The organism is Streptomyces tricolor (assembly GCF_002155905.1).
Taxonomy (GTDB): Bacteria; Actinomycetota; Actinomycetes; order Streptomycetales; family Streptomycetaceae; genus Streptomyces; species Streptomyces tricolor.
On sequence record NZ_MUMF01000362.1, the window covers coordinates 1 to 15,503 of the forward strand.

15 protein-coding genes and 1 tRNA gene are annotated in these 15,503 nt (G+C 72.0%); 6 read left to right on the forward strand and 10 right to left on the reverse strand.

Annotated features, from left to right (window positions below):
* Positions 1-66: 66 nt before the first annotated feature.
* On the reverse strand, positions 67-735 hold the full coding sequence (locus CCN44_RS25065; protein ID WP_059249157.1) for an HAD family hydrolase: 669 nt from the start codon (positions 733-735) through the stop codon (positions 67-69).
* 160 nt (positions 736-895) lie between these two features.
* On the reverse strand, positions 896-1,477 hold the full coding sequence (locus tag CCN44_RS25070) for a TMEM165/GDT1 family protein (protein WP_059249159.1): 582 nt from the start codon (positions 1,475-1,477) through the stop codon (positions 896-898).
* A gap of 386 nt (positions 1,478-1,863) precedes the next feature.
* On the opposite strand from CCN44_RS25070, the gene CCN44_RS25075 reads away from it, so the two are divergent.
* Positions 1,864-2,508: an HNH endonuclease family protein gene (locus tag CCN44_RS25075; protein WP_059249160.1), complete on the forward strand. Its 645-nt coding sequence runs from the start codon at positions 1,864-1,866 to the stop codon at positions 2,506-2,508.
* Between the two features lie 110 nt (positions 2,509-2,618).
* Here CCN44_RS25075 and CCN44_RS25080 read toward each other — a convergent pair whose 3' ends face one another.
* The 4 genes from CCN44_RS25080 to CCN44_RS25095 all read right to left on the reverse strand — a co-directional run bounded on the left by CCN44_RS25080 (position 2,619) and on the right by CCN44_RS25095 (position 6,437).
* Positions 2,619-3,233 (reverse strand): DedA family protein, encoded by a 615-nt coding sequence (locus CCN44_RS25080; RefSeq protein WP_167404028.1) that lies wholly within the window; start codon positions 3,231-3,233, stop codon positions 2,619-2,621.
* A gap of 156 nt (positions 3,234-3,389) precedes the next feature.
* Entirely contained in the window at positions 3,390-3,845 is a 456-nt protein-coding gene (locus tag CCN44_RS25085) for a DoxX family protein (RefSeq protein ID WP_086699749.1), read from the reverse strand.
* A 100-nt stretch (positions 3,846-3,945) separates the two neighbouring features.
* A complete protein-coding gene (locus CCN44_RS25090) occupies positions 3,946-5,820 on the reverse strand; it encodes an FAD/NAD(P)-binding protein (protein WP_237481230.1) in 1,875 nt (624 codons plus the stop codon).
* 380 nt (positions 5,821-6,200) lie between these two features.
* Positions 6,201-6,437 (reverse strand): DUF2277 domain-containing protein, encoded by a 237-nt coding sequence (locus tag CCN44_RS25095; RefSeq protein ID WP_086699754.1) that lies wholly within the window; start codon positions 6,435-6,437, stop codon positions 6,201-6,203.
* A gap of 94 nt (positions 6,438-6,531) precedes the next feature.
* Here CCN44_RS25095 and CCN44_RS25100 point away from each other — a divergent pair, with 94 nt between their 5' ends.
* The gene (locus CCN44_RS25100; RefSeq protein WP_208639834.1) at positions 6,532-7,443 is read left to right on the forward strand and encodes a ketopantoate reductase family protein; all 912 of its coding nucleotides are present in this window, start codon (positions 6,532-6,534) and stop codon (positions 7,441-7,443) included.
* Positions 7,444-7,528: 85 nt separating this feature from the next.
* Positions 7,529-7,870, forward strand: coding sequence for a hypothetical protein (locus CCN44_RS25105; protein WP_059249175.1), 342 nt, complete (start codon positions 7,529-7,531; stop codon positions 7,868-7,870).
* A gap of 45 nt (positions 7,871-7,915) precedes the next feature.
* Here CCN44_RS25105 and CCN44_RS25110 read toward each other — a convergent pair.
* Positions 7,916-7,987: transfer RNA gene (locus tag CCN44_RS25110), tRNA-Val, on the reverse strand.
* A gap of 175 nt (positions 7,988-8,162) precedes the next feature.
* On the opposite strand from CCN44_RS25110, the gene CCN44_RS25115 reads away from it, so the two are divergent.
* On the forward strand, positions 8,163-9,557 hold the full coding sequence (locus CCN44_RS25115) for a coiled-coil domain-containing protein (protein ID WP_086699756.1): 1,395 nt from the start codon (positions 8,163-8,165) through the stop codon (positions 9,555-9,557).
* 81 nt (positions 9,558-9,638) lie between these two features.
* Positions 9,639-10,256: a DUF4383 domain-containing protein gene (locus CCN44_RS25120; RefSeq protein ID WP_059249179.1), complete on the forward strand. Its 618-nt coding sequence runs from the start codon at positions 9,639-9,641 to the stop codon at positions 10,254-10,256.
* Between the two features lie 4 nt (positions 10,257-10,260).
* Here the strand turns inward: CCN44_RS25120 and CCN44_RS25125 are convergent, their stop codons facing one another.
* The 3 genes from CCN44_RS25125 to CCN44_RS25135 all read right to left on the reverse strand — a co-directional run bounded on the left by CCN44_RS25125 (position 10,261) and on the right by CCN44_RS25135 (position 15,067).
* On the reverse strand, positions 10,261-11,397 hold the full coding sequence (locus CCN44_RS25125; protein ID WP_237481238.1) for an amidase domain-containing protein: 1,137 nt from the start codon (positions 11,395-11,397) through the stop codon (positions 10,261-10,263).
* A 154-nt stretch (positions 11,398-11,551) separates the two neighbouring features.
* Entirely contained in the window at positions 11,552-12,847 is a 1,296-nt protein-coding gene (locus CCN44_RS25130; RefSeq protein WP_086699759.1) for a polysaccharide deacetylase family protein, read from the reverse strand.
* A 42-nt stretch (positions 12,848-12,889) separates the two neighbouring features.
* Positions 12,890-15,067, reverse strand: coding sequence for a transglycosylase domain-containing protein (locus tag CCN44_RS25135; protein ID WP_208639835.1), 2,178 nt, complete (start codon positions 15,065-15,067; stop codon positions 12,890-12,892).
* Between the two features lie 210 nt (positions 15,068-15,277).
* Between CCN44_RS25135 and CCN44_RS25140 the strand changes: the two genes are divergently transcribed.
* A partial coding sequence (locus tag CCN44_RS25140; RefSeq protein ID WP_086699769.1) for an FmdB family zinc ribbon protein occupies positions 15,278-15,503 on the forward strand: 226 nt, incomplete at its 3' end.

The following is a 15,503-nucleotide window of genomic DNA, read 5'->3' on the forward strand; positions in this document are numbered from 1 at the left end:
CCGCCCCGCGGGCGCGGGCAACCCCCACGCGCCCGGACCCCGCAGAGCGGCGAATCCCCCGCCCCGTCAGCCGACGAGCAGACGGATCGTGCCGTCCGCCGTCGCCTCGACCCGCACCTGAGTGAGGTCGCGCACCGCCACGTCCGGTTCGTGGGAGACGGCACGCGGGCCGACGCCCACCACGGTCATCCCCGCGGAGCGCCCCGCCGAGATCCCCGCCCCGGAGTCCTCGAAGACCACGCAGTCGGCCGGCTCGACCCCCAGTTCGGCGGCGCCCTTCAGGAAGCCCTCGGGGTCGGGCTTGCTCGCGCCGACCGACTCGGCGGTGATGCGGACGGCCGGCAGGGGCAGCCCGGCGGCGTTCATGCGGGCGGTGGACAGCGCCACGTCGGCGGAGGTGACCAGGGCGTGCGGCAGCCCCTCCAGCGCGGCGAGGAAGGCCCGCGCACCGGGGATCTCGACGACGCCGTCGGTGTCGGCGGTCTCCTCCGCGAGCATCCGGGCGTTGTCGGCGAGGTTCTGCTCCACGGGCCGGTCGGGCAGCAGGACGGCCATGGAGGCGTGGCCCTGCCGGCCGTGCACGACCTTCATCACCTCGTCGCCGTCCAGCCCGTGCCGCTCGGCCCAGCGCCGCCAGATGCGCTCGACCACGGCGTCGGAGTTGACGAGGGTGCCGTCCATGTCGAGCAGGAGGGCACGGGCGGTCAGGACGGTGGGCGTGGGGGTGGCCGGCATCGGCAGCTCCAGGAACGAAACAGGCCCCGTGCGGGGAGGGACAAGGCGGCCCCGCCCGCCGGTCAGGGAAAACGGGCGGGAGCCACTTTGTTCCTCCACGGTACAAAACCCGCCCCGGATCCCGCCACCACCCCGGGCGAGCATTCACCCGGCGTTCAGCTCAGCCGCTCACGGCCTCCCACAGGCTCCACACGCCGAGCGCCAGCATCAGCAGCGCCGCGATCTGCGTGATCAGCCGCAGCGGTACGCGCTTCATCAGGGCCTTTCCGCCGACGATGCCGAGTCCGGCGACGGCCCACAGACCGAGCACCGCACCGAGGCCGACGGAGACCGGGTCGTCGTAGCGGGCGGCCAGGTTGGCGGTCATGATCTGGGTGAGATCGCCGAACTCTGCGACCAGGATGAGCATGAAGCCCGTCCCCGCGACCTTCCAGAAGGACTGGTCGGCGGGCTTCTTGATCTCCTCCTCGTCCTCGTCCTTCTTCAGCAGCAGCATCGCGGCGCCGCCGAGGAAGAGGACGCCGGTGAGGGCGTGCACGATCTGCTGCGGGAGCAGGGTGAGCACGCTGCCGGCCGCGACGGCGAGCACCACGTGCAGCAGGAAGGCGGCGGCGACGCCCGCGAAGACGTACGAGGCGCGGTAGCGGGTGCCGAGGACGAGGCCGGCGAGCGCGGTCTTGTCCGGCAGCTCGGCGAGGAAGATGACGCCGAAGACGAGCGCCGTCACGGTGATACTGATCAAGGGTCCTCAATCGGTCGGGCTGCCCCACCGAGAGTGCGGTACGTCACGCGATGACACCTCGGCACGGCAGCGCACTCGGCGCCCGCGCCGGGGGGCACGGGCGTGCACTGCTTGCCGAAGGTCTCGCTGGCGGACCTCGATGGAACTCGGTGGTCCGCCTCCGGGCGCCGGCTCAGGCTCGCTGAGCAGTATGTCGACGGTCCGGCGAAGAGCTACTCCCCTTCTGCGCTCCCCATCGTACGGGATGTGAAGGTTCCACCGTAAACCTTGTCGTGACATGCGCACGTCACTAACTTCTTACCGAGCGCTCACCCGCCGGCAACGCCACACCGCGAGCATTCCCTCGCTCGCGCTCCAACACCCCGACCCCACAAGGGAGTTCACGCATGTCCAGGTTCTACGCGCGTCGACGGACCGGCATCCTCGCGGCCCTCACCGGCCTGATCGCCTCCGTCGCCCTGTTCAACGCCCCGGGCGCCTCCGCCGCGCTCCCCACGCCGGTCAGCGGCGCCACCGCCCGCACCTACCTCTCCCAGCTCACCGTGGCCACCGAGAACCGCACCGGCTACAGCCGCGATCTCTTCCCGCACTGGATCACGATCAGCGGTTCCTGCAACACCCGCGAGACGGTCCTCAAGCGGGACGGCTCGAACGTCGTCACCGACTCCGCCTGCGCCGCCACCAGCGGCAGCTGGTACTCCCCGTACGACGGCGCCACCTGGACCGCCGCCTCCGACCTCGACATCGACCACCTGGTCCCGCTGGCCGAGGCCTGGGACTCCGGCGCGAGCAAGTGGACCACCGCGCAGCGGCAGGCCTTCGCCAACGACCTGACCCGCCCGCAGCTGATCGCCGTGACCGACGACGTCAACCAGGCCAAGGGCGACCAGGACCCGGCCACCTGGATGCCGTCCCGGACCGCGTACCGCTGCACGTACGTGCGCGCGTGGGTGCAGGTGAAGTACTACTACAACCTGTCGGTGGACTCGGCCGAGAAGAGCGCGCTGACGAACTACCTGGCAAGCTGCTGAGTTCTTCAGCGGTCGCGCCCTAAGGGCTTCGGGCGTCCGGCGGGTACGGCTCGGCCGTGGTGTCCCGCGCGGTTCCCCACGCCCCTCCGGGGCGCCGCGGCGGCCCTCCCTCAGGAGGCGGGCGCACGCCGGACCAGGAAGCCCGCCGCCGCGCCCGCGCCGAACAGCGCGGCCACCGAGACCCCGGTCGCCAGCCAGGTCGCGCCCAGCCACTGGGCGCCGTAGTAGCCGAGGGCCACGCTGTAGGCGGCCCAGGACAGGCCGGCCAGGGCGGACCAGGGCAGGAAGTCGCGGGCGCGGCGGTGCGCGGCGCCGGCGCAGAAGGAGACGACCGAGCGGCCGGCGGGGGCGAAACGGGCGAGGACGACCAGTGCGCCGCCGCCCCGGGCGAGGGCGTCGCCGAGACGTTCCTGCGCGGTGGTCAGCCGCCGGGAGCGGGCTATCGCCCGGTCCAGCCGCTCCCCGCCCCGCCAGGCCAGCCGGTAGGCCACCAGGTCGCCGACGACGGAGGCGGTCGCCGCGGACAGGATCAGGGCCAGGATGTCCGGCACCTCCTGCGGGACCTGGCCCGCCGCCGCGCCGGTACCCGCCGCCGCGGCCGTGCCCGCCGTGATGACGAGCACACCGCTCGGCAGCACCGGCAGGAACACGTCGAGCAACACCGACACGGCCACCACGGCATAGATCCACGGTCCGGCCGCCAGCGACCCCACGCTCTCCAACACGACGACTCCCGTCACTCCCCCGTTAACAGCCATACAGCGTACGCCGGGGGTGTGACAGGAGCTTCGCGGGGGGTTCGTGGGGTGATTACAGATCGTTCACAGAGCACGGCCCCGCTCGTCGCGCGTACCGCCGGGCAGGCCGAGCGGCCGTGCGGATCAGGCGGCCAGCGGCTGCTGCTCCGCCGCGGGCTCGCCGTCCGCCGCGGCGCGCCGGGCGAAGAGCCGGTCCAGGCCGAAGGCGCCGGAGCCGGTGAAGACCAGCAGGAAGAAGCCCCAGCAGAACAGCGCCGACAGCTCGCCGCCGTTCTGGATGGGCCACAGGGCGGCCTGCTGGTGGACGTCGAAGTAGGCGTACGCCATCGAGCCGGAGGCGATCAGCGCGGCGCCGCGGGTGCCGAGGCCGAGCAGCACCAGGCCACCCGCGACCAGCTGGATCACGGCCGCGTACCAGCCGGGCCAGGTGCCGGCCGGGACCGTGCCGCCGTCGGTGCCCGCGGCGCCGCCGAGGACGCCGAACAGGGAGGCGACACCGTGCACCGCGAAGAGCAGGCCGAGGACGATACGGAAGAGCCCTATGGCATAGGGCTGAGCGGAGTTGAGACGTGCGGACATGAGGGGATTTCTCCTCTTCGGTGTCGGACGGGCCGGCCGGGGACTGGAAGGCCGGTCGTGGGGGCGGCGGTACCGAATGGGAGACCCAGGTTAGGGGCACCTAATCAATGCTTGCAAGTTCAACATCTGACCGTGCGGGAACTTTCTCGCCCCGCCCCGCCGGGGACACCGCGGCCCGCAGCACGGCCCGCGCCACCGCGTCGGCGTCCGACAGCGTCACCGAGTCCACCCCCGGCCGGGCGCCCGCCGCGGTCACCCAGTGCACCCCCTCCGTAGGCACACCGAACGCGAACCGCCGTGCGTGCGCTACTCCTTGACGGTCTATCAGATGATACGGCCGCCGGCTCACATCCAGCCCGCCCGTCTCGTACCCGTCCACGGTGTGCGGCCGGCAGCCGCCGTCCGCGAGCAGCCCGGCGAGCAACTCGTCGGCCGTGCGCCGCAGATCCGGCTCCGGCAGCCGCGCCTCTATGACAGTGGTCACACGGGCGGCCGAGCCCGGCACGTCCGGCGAGGACGCCACCCACGCCCCGTCCTCGGCCCGCACCTCCAGCCGCGGCCCCAGCACCTCCACCACACCCACCTCGACCAGCGCGGCCAGCTCCTCGATCCGGCGCCGGGGCGGCCCGATGGACAGGAAGGCGTTGAGCGGGGTGTACCAGCGGTCCAGGTGCGCCCGGCGGGAGGCACCGCTCAGCCCGCCGTGGTCGACCACCAGCCGTATCTCGTTGCGCAGATCGCGCAGCACGTCCAGCGCCGCCTTGCGCGGCCCCCGTACGTTCCCCAGCGCGGCCTGCGCCGCGTCCTCGCGCAGATACGCCAGCAGCCACGCCCGCCACTGCCCCGGCCCCGCGAACCGCCGCTCCCCGTACGGCCGGGCGATCCGCCGCCAGCTCCACCGGTCGGCCGCCGCGACCCCGAACTCGTCCAGCACCAGGGCCTCACCCGGGTCGCCGTGCGGCACGGCGAGGAAGCGCGCGGCGAAGTCCGGCCGCCCGGTCAGCGCGGCGTAGTAGACCGTCTCCACCTCCTTCGCCACCAGCGGCCATACCTCCGCGAGGAAGTCGGGCGCCGCACCCGAGCCGGCGCGCTCGCGGAAGCCCGCGATCACCTCCGGGGTGAGGACCAGCGGGGCGTGCCGGCCGTACGGGCCCTTGGCGTTGTCGCCGCGCGCCTGGTACGGCACTCCGCGCCGCGAACCGGCGTACAGGCGCGGCTCCCGGCCGGAGGGCCGGTAGCGCAGACCGCCGCCCGGCCGGCGGGTGAAGCGTCCGCCCCGGCCGGTGGTCAGCAGGGCCAGGTGATCGAAGAAGTTGAGGCCCAGGCCGCGCAGCAGCACCGGCGCGCCGTGCCGGACCGCGGAGAGGTCGACGTCGGCCGGGTTGGCGGGCGGGATGTGGCACAGGCCGTGCCGGGCGGCGTACGCGGCGGTGCGGAGCTGCTCCGCGTCCGGGGCGGCGGGCAGGTGACCCTGGGCCAGGACCACCGCGGCGAGGCCGGGCAGGGTCCGGCCGTCGTCCAGGGTGAGCAGCTGGCGGCCGTCGGCCTGGTCGGCCAGCCGTACGGCCCGGGCCCGGTGGATCTCGACGCGCACCGCCGCCGGGGCGGTGCGGACGGTCCGGGCGAACACCCACTCCAGATACCGCCCGTAGTGGGCGCGGGTCGGATAGTCGTCCGGGCCCAGCCCGCCGTCCGCCCACTCGTACAGGCTGGGGCCCGGCCGGATCGGGCCCGCGCAGTCCACGCTGGCGTCCGTGAACAGCGTCACCTGGCTCGCCACGGTGTTCATCAGCAGCTCGGCCGGCTGCGCGGTGCGCCAGACCCTGCCGGGGCCGGGGGGCGCCGGGTCGATCACGTGGACCGTCAGCCGGGTCCCGGCGGGCAGGAGTTCCGGCACGGAGGCGCAGAGGCGTTCCAGGACACTGGTTCCGCGGGGTCCGGCGCCGACCAGGGCGATGTCGAGTGCGGCAGACAAAAAGGGGCTCCAGGGCATCGGGTCCGCCGGGGTAAGCGGACGGCGGCGTTCATCATGCCCTGCGCACGCCAACTTCCTTGAGGACGGCCGGAGTTGTCCGACCTGTCGGACAATGTGGGCGACAAGGGCCAATGCCGGGCGACGACCGGCCCGCTGGGGCGGATCGCGGCTGGTCACGACCGATCACGGCTGGTCGCCCCCTTGTCGGGACGCTGCCCCCGCGCCTCACGGACCAGCCCCGCGCCTCACAAACCGGCCCCGCGCCTCACGGATTGCCCCCACGCTTCACTGACCGGCCCTACGCCTCACCGACTGCCCCCACGCTTCACGACCGGCCCCACGCCTCACGGACCAGCCCCACGCCCCACTGGGCCCACGCCTCACGGACTGGCCCCATGCCTCCCGGACCGGCCCCGCACCTCCAGCCCCCCGAGCAGCTCCGCCGTCGCCTCCGCCACCGCGGCCACCGCCCGGTCGAAGACCTCGCGGTTGTGGGCGGCGGGGGCCCGGAAGCCCGAGATCTTGCGGACGTACTGCAACGCGGCGGCGTGGATGTCCTCGTCCGTGGCCTCACCGGGCAGCGCGGGCGGGCGCAGGGTCTTGATGCTCCGGCACATGAGACCAGTCTGGCGCACACCGACGCACCCCTGCCATGATCGGCGGGAAGGCGGCCACCGACTCCCGGGGCCGACCGTCGAAGGGAACAACTTCATGAACCAGTCGGTGACGACGAAGCTCACCGTGGCCGTCCTCGGCCCCGGCGGCATCGGCGGCCTGCTCGCCGCCCTGCTGTCCCGCTCCGGCCACCGCGTGATCTGCCTGGCCCGGCAGGACACGGCCGACACCCTGCGCCGCGACGGCATCACGGTCCACAGCAGGCAGTACGGCGACTTCACGGCTGCCGTCGAGGCGGACACCGAGCTGCGCGAACCGGTGGACGCCTGCCTGATCACCGTGAAGCACACCGCGCTCGACGCCGCCCTCCCCCAGGTCCCGCCCGCCGCCGTCGGCGACGCCCTGGTCGTACCGTTCCTGAACGGTGTCGAACACCCAGCCGCCCTGCGCGCGCGTTACCGCCCCGACCTGGTGGCCCCGGCCGTGATCCGCACGGAGTCCACCCGGGTCGCCCCCGGCGTGATCGAACACGGCAGCCCGTTCATCGAGCTCGACCTCGCCGGGGACGCCGTACCCCGCGCCCGCCTCGACGTGCTGGCCGGCCACCTCTCGGCCGCCGGCACGACCGCCCGGGTGGCCGGGGACGAGACGGCGGCCCTGTGGGCCAAGATGGTGTTCCTCGCCCCGTTCGCCCTGCTCACCACCCGGTACGGCGTGCCGCTCGGCACGGCCCGCACCCGGCACCGGGACGAGCTGGAGGCGCTGGTCGCCGAGACCGCCGCGGTCAGCCGCGCCTGCGGCGCCCCCGCCGACCCGGCCCAGGCCCTGGCCCGGTACGACGCCTTCCCGGCCGCCACCAAGTCCTCCATGCAGCGGGACGCCGAGGCGGGCCGTCCCCTCGAACTCGACGCCATCGGCGGGGCGTTGCTGCGCGCGGCGGACCGGCACGGGGTACCGGTGCCGGTGACGGAACGCCTGGTGCGGGAGCTCCGGGCCGCCGGCCACTGACGCCCGGTCACTCGTTCGACGGAACCTCAGCCGAACCACCTGTCCGACCTCGCACCTGTAAATCGAACAGGCGTAGCATTGCCGCGTGGCTACGACCTATGAATTCCCCAGTGACCTCCTCGCCGGTCAGGAGGAGCTGCATCAGGTCCGGGCCGAGCTGTCGGCCCTGCTCAAGCGGCTGCCCTGGTCGGTCGAGCCGATGGACGGCTTCAGCGACGACACCGGCTGGCGCAAGGTGGAGCGGCCCGCGTCCCCCGGCTGGTCGGAGGACGAACAGGCCGAGGTGGAGAAGCTGCGGCGGCGCGAACACGAACTCGCGGTCTTCGTCAGCACCCACCGCTTCTGGGCCGAGGTCCCCGCGGCGGACCGCATGGAGGCCCGCTCCGCCCTGAAGCACGCCCACGAACAGCCACCGGAGGAGGCCTAGCGACGAAAAAGGCCCCTCGGAGTCTCCTCCGAGGGGCCGATCCGGTGGGCGCGGACGGTTTCGAACCGCCGACATCCTGCTTGTAAGGCAGGCGCTCTACCCCTGAGCTACGCACCCGGAACAGGTCGACAGCCTACATTGCCCGAGCGGCTGTGCGGCAAACCGAGTCCGGGGCTTCCCCGCCCACCACGCACCATCCGCCGACCGCAGCGAACTGACCGGCCCGTGTGTTCGTCCTACCAGGGTGGGAGAATGGCACCACCCAGCGTGAACGAGGGCACGGGAGAGGGATGTGACGGCGACACCGGGCACGTCAGCGAGGCAGTCGTACCCGCCGTCGTCCGTCGCGCGGGGCCGGGGCGGGCGGTCTTCGCTGGGGGATGCCGTCCTGCTGCTGGGGCTGCCGGTGCTGGCCGTGCTCGCGGTGCCCGCCGCGTTCGCCGGCGGGGGTACCCGGCGGTGGTTCGGCGGGCGGGCGGAGAGTCAGCGGGCCGATGCGCAGGCCGCGAAGGACGCGGCGGCGACGGCGTTCTACGAACTGGACACCGCCCAGCGGGATCTGCGGATCTCGATCGAGACCATCGCGGCGGTGGACGACTCCCCCGCCGCCCGCCGCGCCGTCGCCGACTTCGAGGCGCTCGGGCACCGGATCGACGAGGTCAGCCGGCAGTACATCCAGGCCGTCGACGCCCATGACCTGGACCGGGACGATCTGGAGGCCGGTACGGCGGCCCGGGCGCGGGCGGAGCTGACGGCGGCCAAGGACGAGCTGGTGCGGGTGCGGCAGGAGCTGGACCGGTTCGGCGGCTCGCTCGGTCCGCTGCTCGGCAAGGCGGAGACCCAGCTGGCCCGGCTGGCGCCCGCCGTGGAGCGGGCCCGGCAGTCGCTGCTGGCCGCGAGCAACGCCCTGGACGCCGTACGGGCGGGGAACCTGCGGGCCGACGAGCTGGCCGCGCGGCTGGCGGCGCTGTCGCCGGAGCTGACCAAGCTGAACCAGGGCGCCGGGCAGCACGGGGTGCAGTCGACGCTGGAGCGGGCCGAGCGGGTGCAGCGGGAGGCCGGGGCGATCCGGGCGGAGGCCGAGCGGCTGCCGGAGCGGGCGGCCGAGATCGATCACCGGCTGGTGAGCCTGCGCACCCGGGCGCAGGCGCTGACGACGCGGGCCGGGCAGGTGGAGCCGGTGCTGAGCGAGCTGCGGCGCCGGTTCGCCGCGGCCTGCTGGCAGGATCTGCAGCGGGTGCCGGCGCTGGCCGCGGAGAACGTGCGGCAGGCCGAGCTGAAGCTCCGGGAGGCGCAGGCGGCGCGGGACGCCCAGCGGTGGCCGGACGCGACGGCGCTGCTGTCGACGGTACGCGCGCTGCTGAACGCCACCGACGACGCGGTGTCGGCCGCCGGGGAGCGGCTGAGCCGGCTGAACGCCGTACAGAAGGATCCGCAGGCCGAGATCGAGCGGACCCGGTTCGCGATCCGGGACGCCCAGCGGCTGGCCATGACGGGCCGTACGACCCCCGATCCGCGGCACGCCCGGCCGCTGGACGACGCGGTGGCCCGGCTGGAGCGGGCGGTCGGCACGCTGGAGGGGCGGCACCCGGACTACTGGCACTTCCTGAGCGAGACGGAGGCGGTGCGGCGGGCCGTGGCGCGGGTGGTGGCGCAGATCCGCGAGGAGCGCGGCGCCGGGCATTGAGGTGTGTGTTGCCGGAGGTGCGGGGCTGGCGGATATTGATTGGGACGGATGGCCTCCGCTAGCGCCCGAGGGAGGCGGAACATGGCCACACACTCAGCGCACACGAGGGACAGCCGGGAGAGCCGGGGGATCCGGCTGGACGATCACCTGCCCGTCGACCACCGTCTGAACACCGTCTACCGGATCGGGGCGGGCCTGATCGGTGTCTTCCTGGTCGTCTTCGGGATCCTGGGCCTGGTCGACCAGATCGGCTTCTTCAACACCGGGGGGAACACGGTCGCCGGGCTGAACACCAACGGCGCGCTCAGTGTGCTGTCGATCTGCATCGGCGCGGTGCTGCTGGTCGGCATGGTGATCGGCGGGAACTTCGCGTCGACCCTGAACATGGTGCTGGGCGTGCTGTTCCTGCTGAACGGCTTCCTGTTCCTCGGTCTGCTGGACACCGAGAGCAACTTCCTGGCCTTCAAGATCCAGAACGTCTACTTCAGCTTCGTCGTGGGTCTGCTGCTGATGACGTTCGGCATGTACGGCCGGGTCGGTCATGCCCTGCCGCACGACAACCCGTACTGGCGGGCCCGCCACCCCGAGGCCTCCGCGCAGGAGGAGCGGACGCCGCCCGGGGAGCGGATGCAGCCCGAGCGGCGGGAGGGGCCGGAGCGGCGGGGTCCGCGACAGCCGGGACCGGGGAAGGTCCTGTAGCCGGTCAGGTCCGGTAGGCGTAGAACGCCGCGGTCGGGTACGAGGCGACGAGGCTGGCCACCGACCTGTTGTAGGTGTTGGTGGAGTGGTAGCTCACGTACGGCACGCCCCGGCGGTCCCGGTAGGTGACGATCATCGTGTGGTCCTTGGACCCGTCGCGGTTGAAGTCCATCTGCAGCACGTCGCCGAGGTCCATCTGGTAGACGTTGGCGAGGCTGGTGGCCCGCTTCGAGGACAGGGCGAACCAGGAGAACTCGTTGACGCCGACGAACGAGTGGGACTGGATCTCGGAGTTCCCGAACCACTTGTGGAAGTCGTACACGTAGCCGGGTACGTGCTTCCAGCCGCCCGCCTTCAGGGCCTGGCTGACGAAGTTGGTGCAGTCGCCGCCGGCGCCCTGCCCGTTGAAGTCCGGGTAGGCGGGGTTGTAGTTGTTCCAGTACTTCTGCGCGTAGGCCACCATGGCCTTGTAGTCGTAGCCGGTCGCGGAGAAGTTCTTCGCCTTGGCCGGTGCGGGCCAGCTGGTGGCGGCGCGGGCCGCCGACGGCGGGCCGTCGTCCTCGGCGGCGGTCTTCGCCGAGGTGACGGCGGGCTTGGCGACCTGGTTCACGGCGAGGTAGCCGTCGTCGGTGTCGCGGATGCCGGTGAGCTGCCAGGTGCCGTTGCGGTCGGCCTGGAAGGTCAGCTCGTGGTGGGCCTGGAACCCGGTGGACTTCGGGCTCTTGCCGGTGGCCTTGTCGTAGGTCAGCGTGGTGGTCTCGGTGACGGCGACCTTGGCGCGCCGGCCCTTGACCTGGGTGGCGTCCAGCGTGACCTTGGTGCTGCCCGCGCGGTACTTCTCGCCCAGCCGGGCGAGCCGGCCGCGGCGGTCGCGCAGCTCGTCCAGTGCGGTCTTCTCCTCGCGGGTCTGCCCGCCGGACAGGCGCACGGATCCGGAGAAGCCGGACGCGTGCCGGGTGTCGGCCTTGCCCGTGCCCGCCACGAGGGCCTGCGTGCGGTCGGTGAAGACCGCGTCGGCCAGCCGCTGGAAGGTGGCCTTGGTGGCCGCGTCCACCGTCGGGTCGTCGGTCACCGAGGCGCCCGCGCTCCAGTTGGGCACCAGGGCCACGCCCGCGACCACCGAGGCGGCCGCGGCGGTCACTATGGCCGTACGGCGCCGACCACGGCTCAGTCTTCTAGATTTCAATGATGTTCCCCTCTACGCCGGTACACCTACCGGGCGAGGGGCATCTTGCCACGGCGGGTGCGGCGGTTGTGAAGGGGGTTGCACAAGTGGAATCTCCCGCCCGTACTTGTCACTTGACGACCGCGGACCAGTCCGGCGACTGGGCGGGGTCGAGGCTGCGCAGGGCGGCCAGGGTCTGCGGCTTCTGCGCGTCGAGCCAGTCGGCCAGCTCCTTGAAGGACACGCACTTGACGCCCTTCTTGGTGCAGACGGTCTTGACCATCTTGTCGACGGCCCGCATGTAGATGCCGCCGTTCCAGTCCTCGAAGTGGTTGCCGATGAACAGCGGGGCCCGGCTGCCGTAGTAGACCCGGTTGAAGCCCTTCATGTACGAGTCGACGGTCATCTGCTCCCACTCGGCGAACTTGGCGGGGTCGCCCTGGGTCTCGCCGTCGGACTGGTTGTAGAGGAAGTTGAAGTCCATGGAGAGGGCCTGGACGTTGTCCGTGTACGGCAGCAGCTGGAGCGGGAAGTCCCAGATGCCGTTCTTCTTGGCGGGCCATATCTGGAAGTCGCCCGGGGAGCTGGCGTCGTAGCGCCAGCCGTAGCTCTTGATGGCCTTGAGCAGGTTGGGCTGGCCCTCCAGGCAGGGCGCCCGGCCGCCGACGATCTGCTTCTTGACGTCGAAGGGCAGCGGCGGGACGTCCTTCCAGCCGGTGTTGGTCTTCCAGCGCGACACGAAGGAGTAGAACTGGTCGATCTCGCTCTTCCACTCCTCGACGCTCCAGTCGCCGCCGCCCTTGGCGCCGCAGAAGTGGCCGTTGAAGTGGGTGCCGATCTCGTTGCCGTCCTGGTAGGCCTTGCCCAGCTGCTCCAGCGTGGTGCGGATGTGGTCGTCGGTGGCGTAGTCGATCGCGGCGTCGCCCGGGGAGTGCATGGGGCCGTGGTACTGGGCCTTCTTGCTCTTGGGCAGCAGGTAGATGCCGGTGAGGAAGAAGGTCATGTGGGCGTTGTACTGCTTGGCCAGCTCCCGGTAGTGCGAGAACAGGTGGTCGCTGCCCTCCAGCGCGCCGTCCCAGGAGAAGACCACGAACTGGGGCGGCTTCTCGCCGGGCCGCAGCGGCTTCGGCTTCAGCTGCCCCTTCTGCGGGCCGGTGTAGGAGGTGGAGCCGTCGCCGAGGATCTTGGTCTTGCCGTCCCATTCGGGGGTGGTCGGGGTGGCCTTCGGCTCGGTCGTGGGCTTCTTGCCGGCCGCGGCGGCCGGGGAGCTGCTGCTGTCCGTGCCGGACAGCGCCAGGAACCCGGCCACCAGCGAGGCCACGACGAGGAGCGCGGCCAGCGTCAGGACCTGCGGCCGGGTGGCACGGGGTGTGCTGCGGCGGCGGGGGGCTCGACGGCGGCCTGAGGACGACATCTTGCGGGACATGCGCGGCTCATTCTGCGGAAGGGGAGGGTGCACGGGACCGGCTCAGCCGATGCCCGTCGCTGCCGACCAGAGGGCATACGGGACGCTGTTGGCGGACGTGCCGGCCAGGCCCTTGAGCGGCAGTGGCTCCAGGGACTCGGCCAGGTCGATCCGGTAGACGACGATCGCGGTGGACACGGAGTCGGCCGTGCCGACGTACCAGGCGGCGGTGTCCTTCTCGGTGGTGCCGGCCTTCCCGGACACCCCGGACCGGCCGGCCGCCGCCTCGGGGTGGGCGGTGCGGAAGGAGTCGGTGAGCGCCTCGGTGACCTGCTCGGCCACCTCGGTGCGGATCGCGCGCTCGGGCCGCGGGGTGGCCAGCGGGACCGGGGAGCCGTTGCGGGTGATCCGGCGCACCGAGTACGGCTCGGTGTGGGTGCCGCCGGCGGCGAAGGTGGCGTAGCCGCTGGCCATCCGGATCGCGCTGGGCGTGGAGTTGCCCATCGACAGGGCGGGCACCTGGGGGCCGATGCTGGAGGACAGCAGTCCGGACGCCTCGGCGGTCTGGCGCACCTTGTCCAGGCCGGCGTCCATGCCGAGCTGCATGAACGGGGTGTTCACCGACTTGGCCATCGCCTCGCGCAGGGTGATCCGCCCGTAGGACTTTCCGCCGTCGTTGTGCGCGGCGACCTTCTTGCCGCTGCGGTCCCAGTACGGCCCCTCGGGCGTGGTCACGGGCACGCCGTCGTCGCCGTCGTAGACGCTGTCGGGGGTGACGGGGGTGGCGGGGCCGCCGCGTGTCCTGTGCACACCGTGCTGGAGTCCGGCGGCGTAGACGAACGGCGTGAAGGCGGTGCCGGCCGGGACGGTGGTCGCGTTGGACTCGTTGTAGCCCTGCTTACGGTGGTCGGGGCCGCCGTAGACGGCGAGGATCCGGCCGTCGGCGGCCACCGAGGCGGCGCCGTAGTGGCCGTTCTTCGCCACCGCGGGATCATCCCGCTTGGCCTTCTTGCGGGCCTTGGTGACGGCGTCGGTCAGGGCCTTCTCCCGCTTGCGGTCGAAGGTCGTGTAGATCTGGTAGCCGCCCAGATCGAACTGCTTGTCCGTGAGGCGCGCGGACTTCTTGGCGTACTGCGAGGCCAGCTCCACCAGGTAGTCGCTCTGCGCACCGGTGTTGTACAGCGGGTTGCTCTTCAGCGGCTCGGGGAACTTCGTGTACTTCTCCCGCTCCTGCGGCGACAGCTTGCCGATCTTGACCATGCGGTCGAGGATCCAGGACCAGCGCTCGACGGCCCGCGCGTGGTTGGCCTTGCTGAGCGTGGGGTCGTACAGGCCGGCGCCCTTGAGCAGCGAGGCGAGCATGGCCGCCTCGGAGGCGCTGAGCTTGTCGACGTCCTTGCCGTAGTACGCCTGGGCGGCGCGCTGGATGCCGTAGCTGCCGCGGCCGAACCAACTGGTGTTGAGGTAGCCCTCCAGGATCTCGTCCTTGCTCATCCTGTTGTCGAGCTTGAGGGCGATCATCGCCTCGGTGAATTTACGGCTGACCGTCTGGTTCTGCGTCAGATAGACGTTTTTGACGTACTGCTGGGTAATGGTCGATCCGCCCTCGGTGTCCCCCTGCCCGAGGGTGCGGAGCACGGCCCGGGTGATGCCTTTGGCGGATATGCCCGGGTCCGAGTAGAAACTCTCGTTCTCCGCCGCGAGCACCGCCCAGCGGACGTCCTCGGGGATGTCCTCCAGCGGCATCGCCTGCCGCTGCACCCACCCGGTCCGGGCCATGGGCGTGCCGTCGGACCAGAAGTAGACGTTGTCCTGCTGGGTGGCGTACGAGTTGAGGTTGTCCGGTATGTCCGTCATCGCGTACGCGGTGACGAGGAACGCGCTGAGCAGACCGAACGAGGTCAGGGTGGCGCCGAGCCACTGGCGCCAGGAGGGCATCCAGCGGCGCCAGCCGGTGCGGCCGGGGCGCGGATAGACCGGCTTGAGGCGGCGCGCGTAGGGGGCTATTCGGCGCGTGTACGGGGCCAGGGGGCCGAGCAGACGGCCGGCCGGGCTCGCGGTGCGCTCCCGTCCGGCGGAGCGCGCGCCGCGCCGGCGCTCGGCCCGGCCGCCGCCCGGAGCGGGCGGCTCCGGTGGCGCGGGAACGCGCAGCTGCATGGTCTCGTCCGCCCTGAGGGCGTCGACTCTCAGATGCAGGGTCTCGTCGGCGTCCAACGGCTTATCGCCACGGCCACCCCCCATGGGGCCGTCCTCCCCCTGCGACGCATCGGTCACGCCTGCGTCTCCCTCCGCACTCGGTCTTGCTCGCGCGGGTGAGCTGAGCATCCTCGCAACGGCGTTCACAAATTATCAGTAACATTTTCGAATGCCCGGCACATATGCCGGATAGAAAGCAACACTCATGAAACATTGAGACGCTCCCCGCCGGGCCTTGACGGCTAACCTGAGGGCATGCCTCGCTACGAGTACCGCTGCCGGACCTGCGGCGACACGTTCGAACTCTCCCGCCCGATGGCCGAGTCGGCCGCCCCCGCGAGTTGCCCTGCCGGGCACGACGACACGGTGAAGTTGCTGTCGACCGTGGCGGTGGGCGGCGTGTCGTCGAACACATCCGCCGCCGCACCCGCGCCGGGGGCCGGCCGACTCGGCCATCGGGCGGGAGAGTTCGAACGTGTCG

Excerpts from the sequence above, each read along its gene's own strand:
- CCN44_RS25065 (WP_059249157.1), bottom strand. The coding sequence starts at position 735 with ATGCCGGCCACCCCCACGCCCACCGTCCTGACCGCCCGTGCCCTCCTG.
- CCN44_RS25075 (WP_059249160.1), top strand. The coding sequence starts at position 1,864 with ATGTCCAGGTTCTACGCGCGTCGACGGACCGGCATCCTCGCGGCCCTC.
- CCN44_RS25085 (WP_086699749.1), bottom strand. The coding sequence starts at position 3,845 with ATGTCCGCACGTCTCAACTCCGCTCAGCCCTATGCCATAGGGCTCTTC.
- CCN44_RS25095 (WP_086699754.1), bottom strand. The coding sequence starts at position 6,437 with ATGTGCCGGAGCATCAAGACCCTGCGCCCGCCCGCGCTGCCCGGTGAG.
- CCN44_RS25100 (WP_208639834.1), top strand. The coding sequence starts at position 6,532 with ATGAACCAGTCGGTGACGACGAAGCTCACCGTGGCCGTCCTCGGCCCC.
- CCN44_RS25120 (WP_059249179.1), top strand. The coding sequence starts at position 9,639 with ATGGCCACACACTCAGCGCACACGAGGGACAGCCGGGAGAGCCGGGGG.
- CCN44_RS25130 (WP_086699759.1), bottom strand. The coding sequence starts at position 12,847 with ATGTCCCGCAAGATGTCGTCCTCAGGCCGCCGTCGAGCCCCCCGCCGC.
- CCN44_RS25135 (WP_208639835.1), bottom strand. The coding sequence starts at position 15,067 with ATGGGGGGTGGCCGTGGCGATAAGCCGTTGGACGCCGACGAGACCCTG.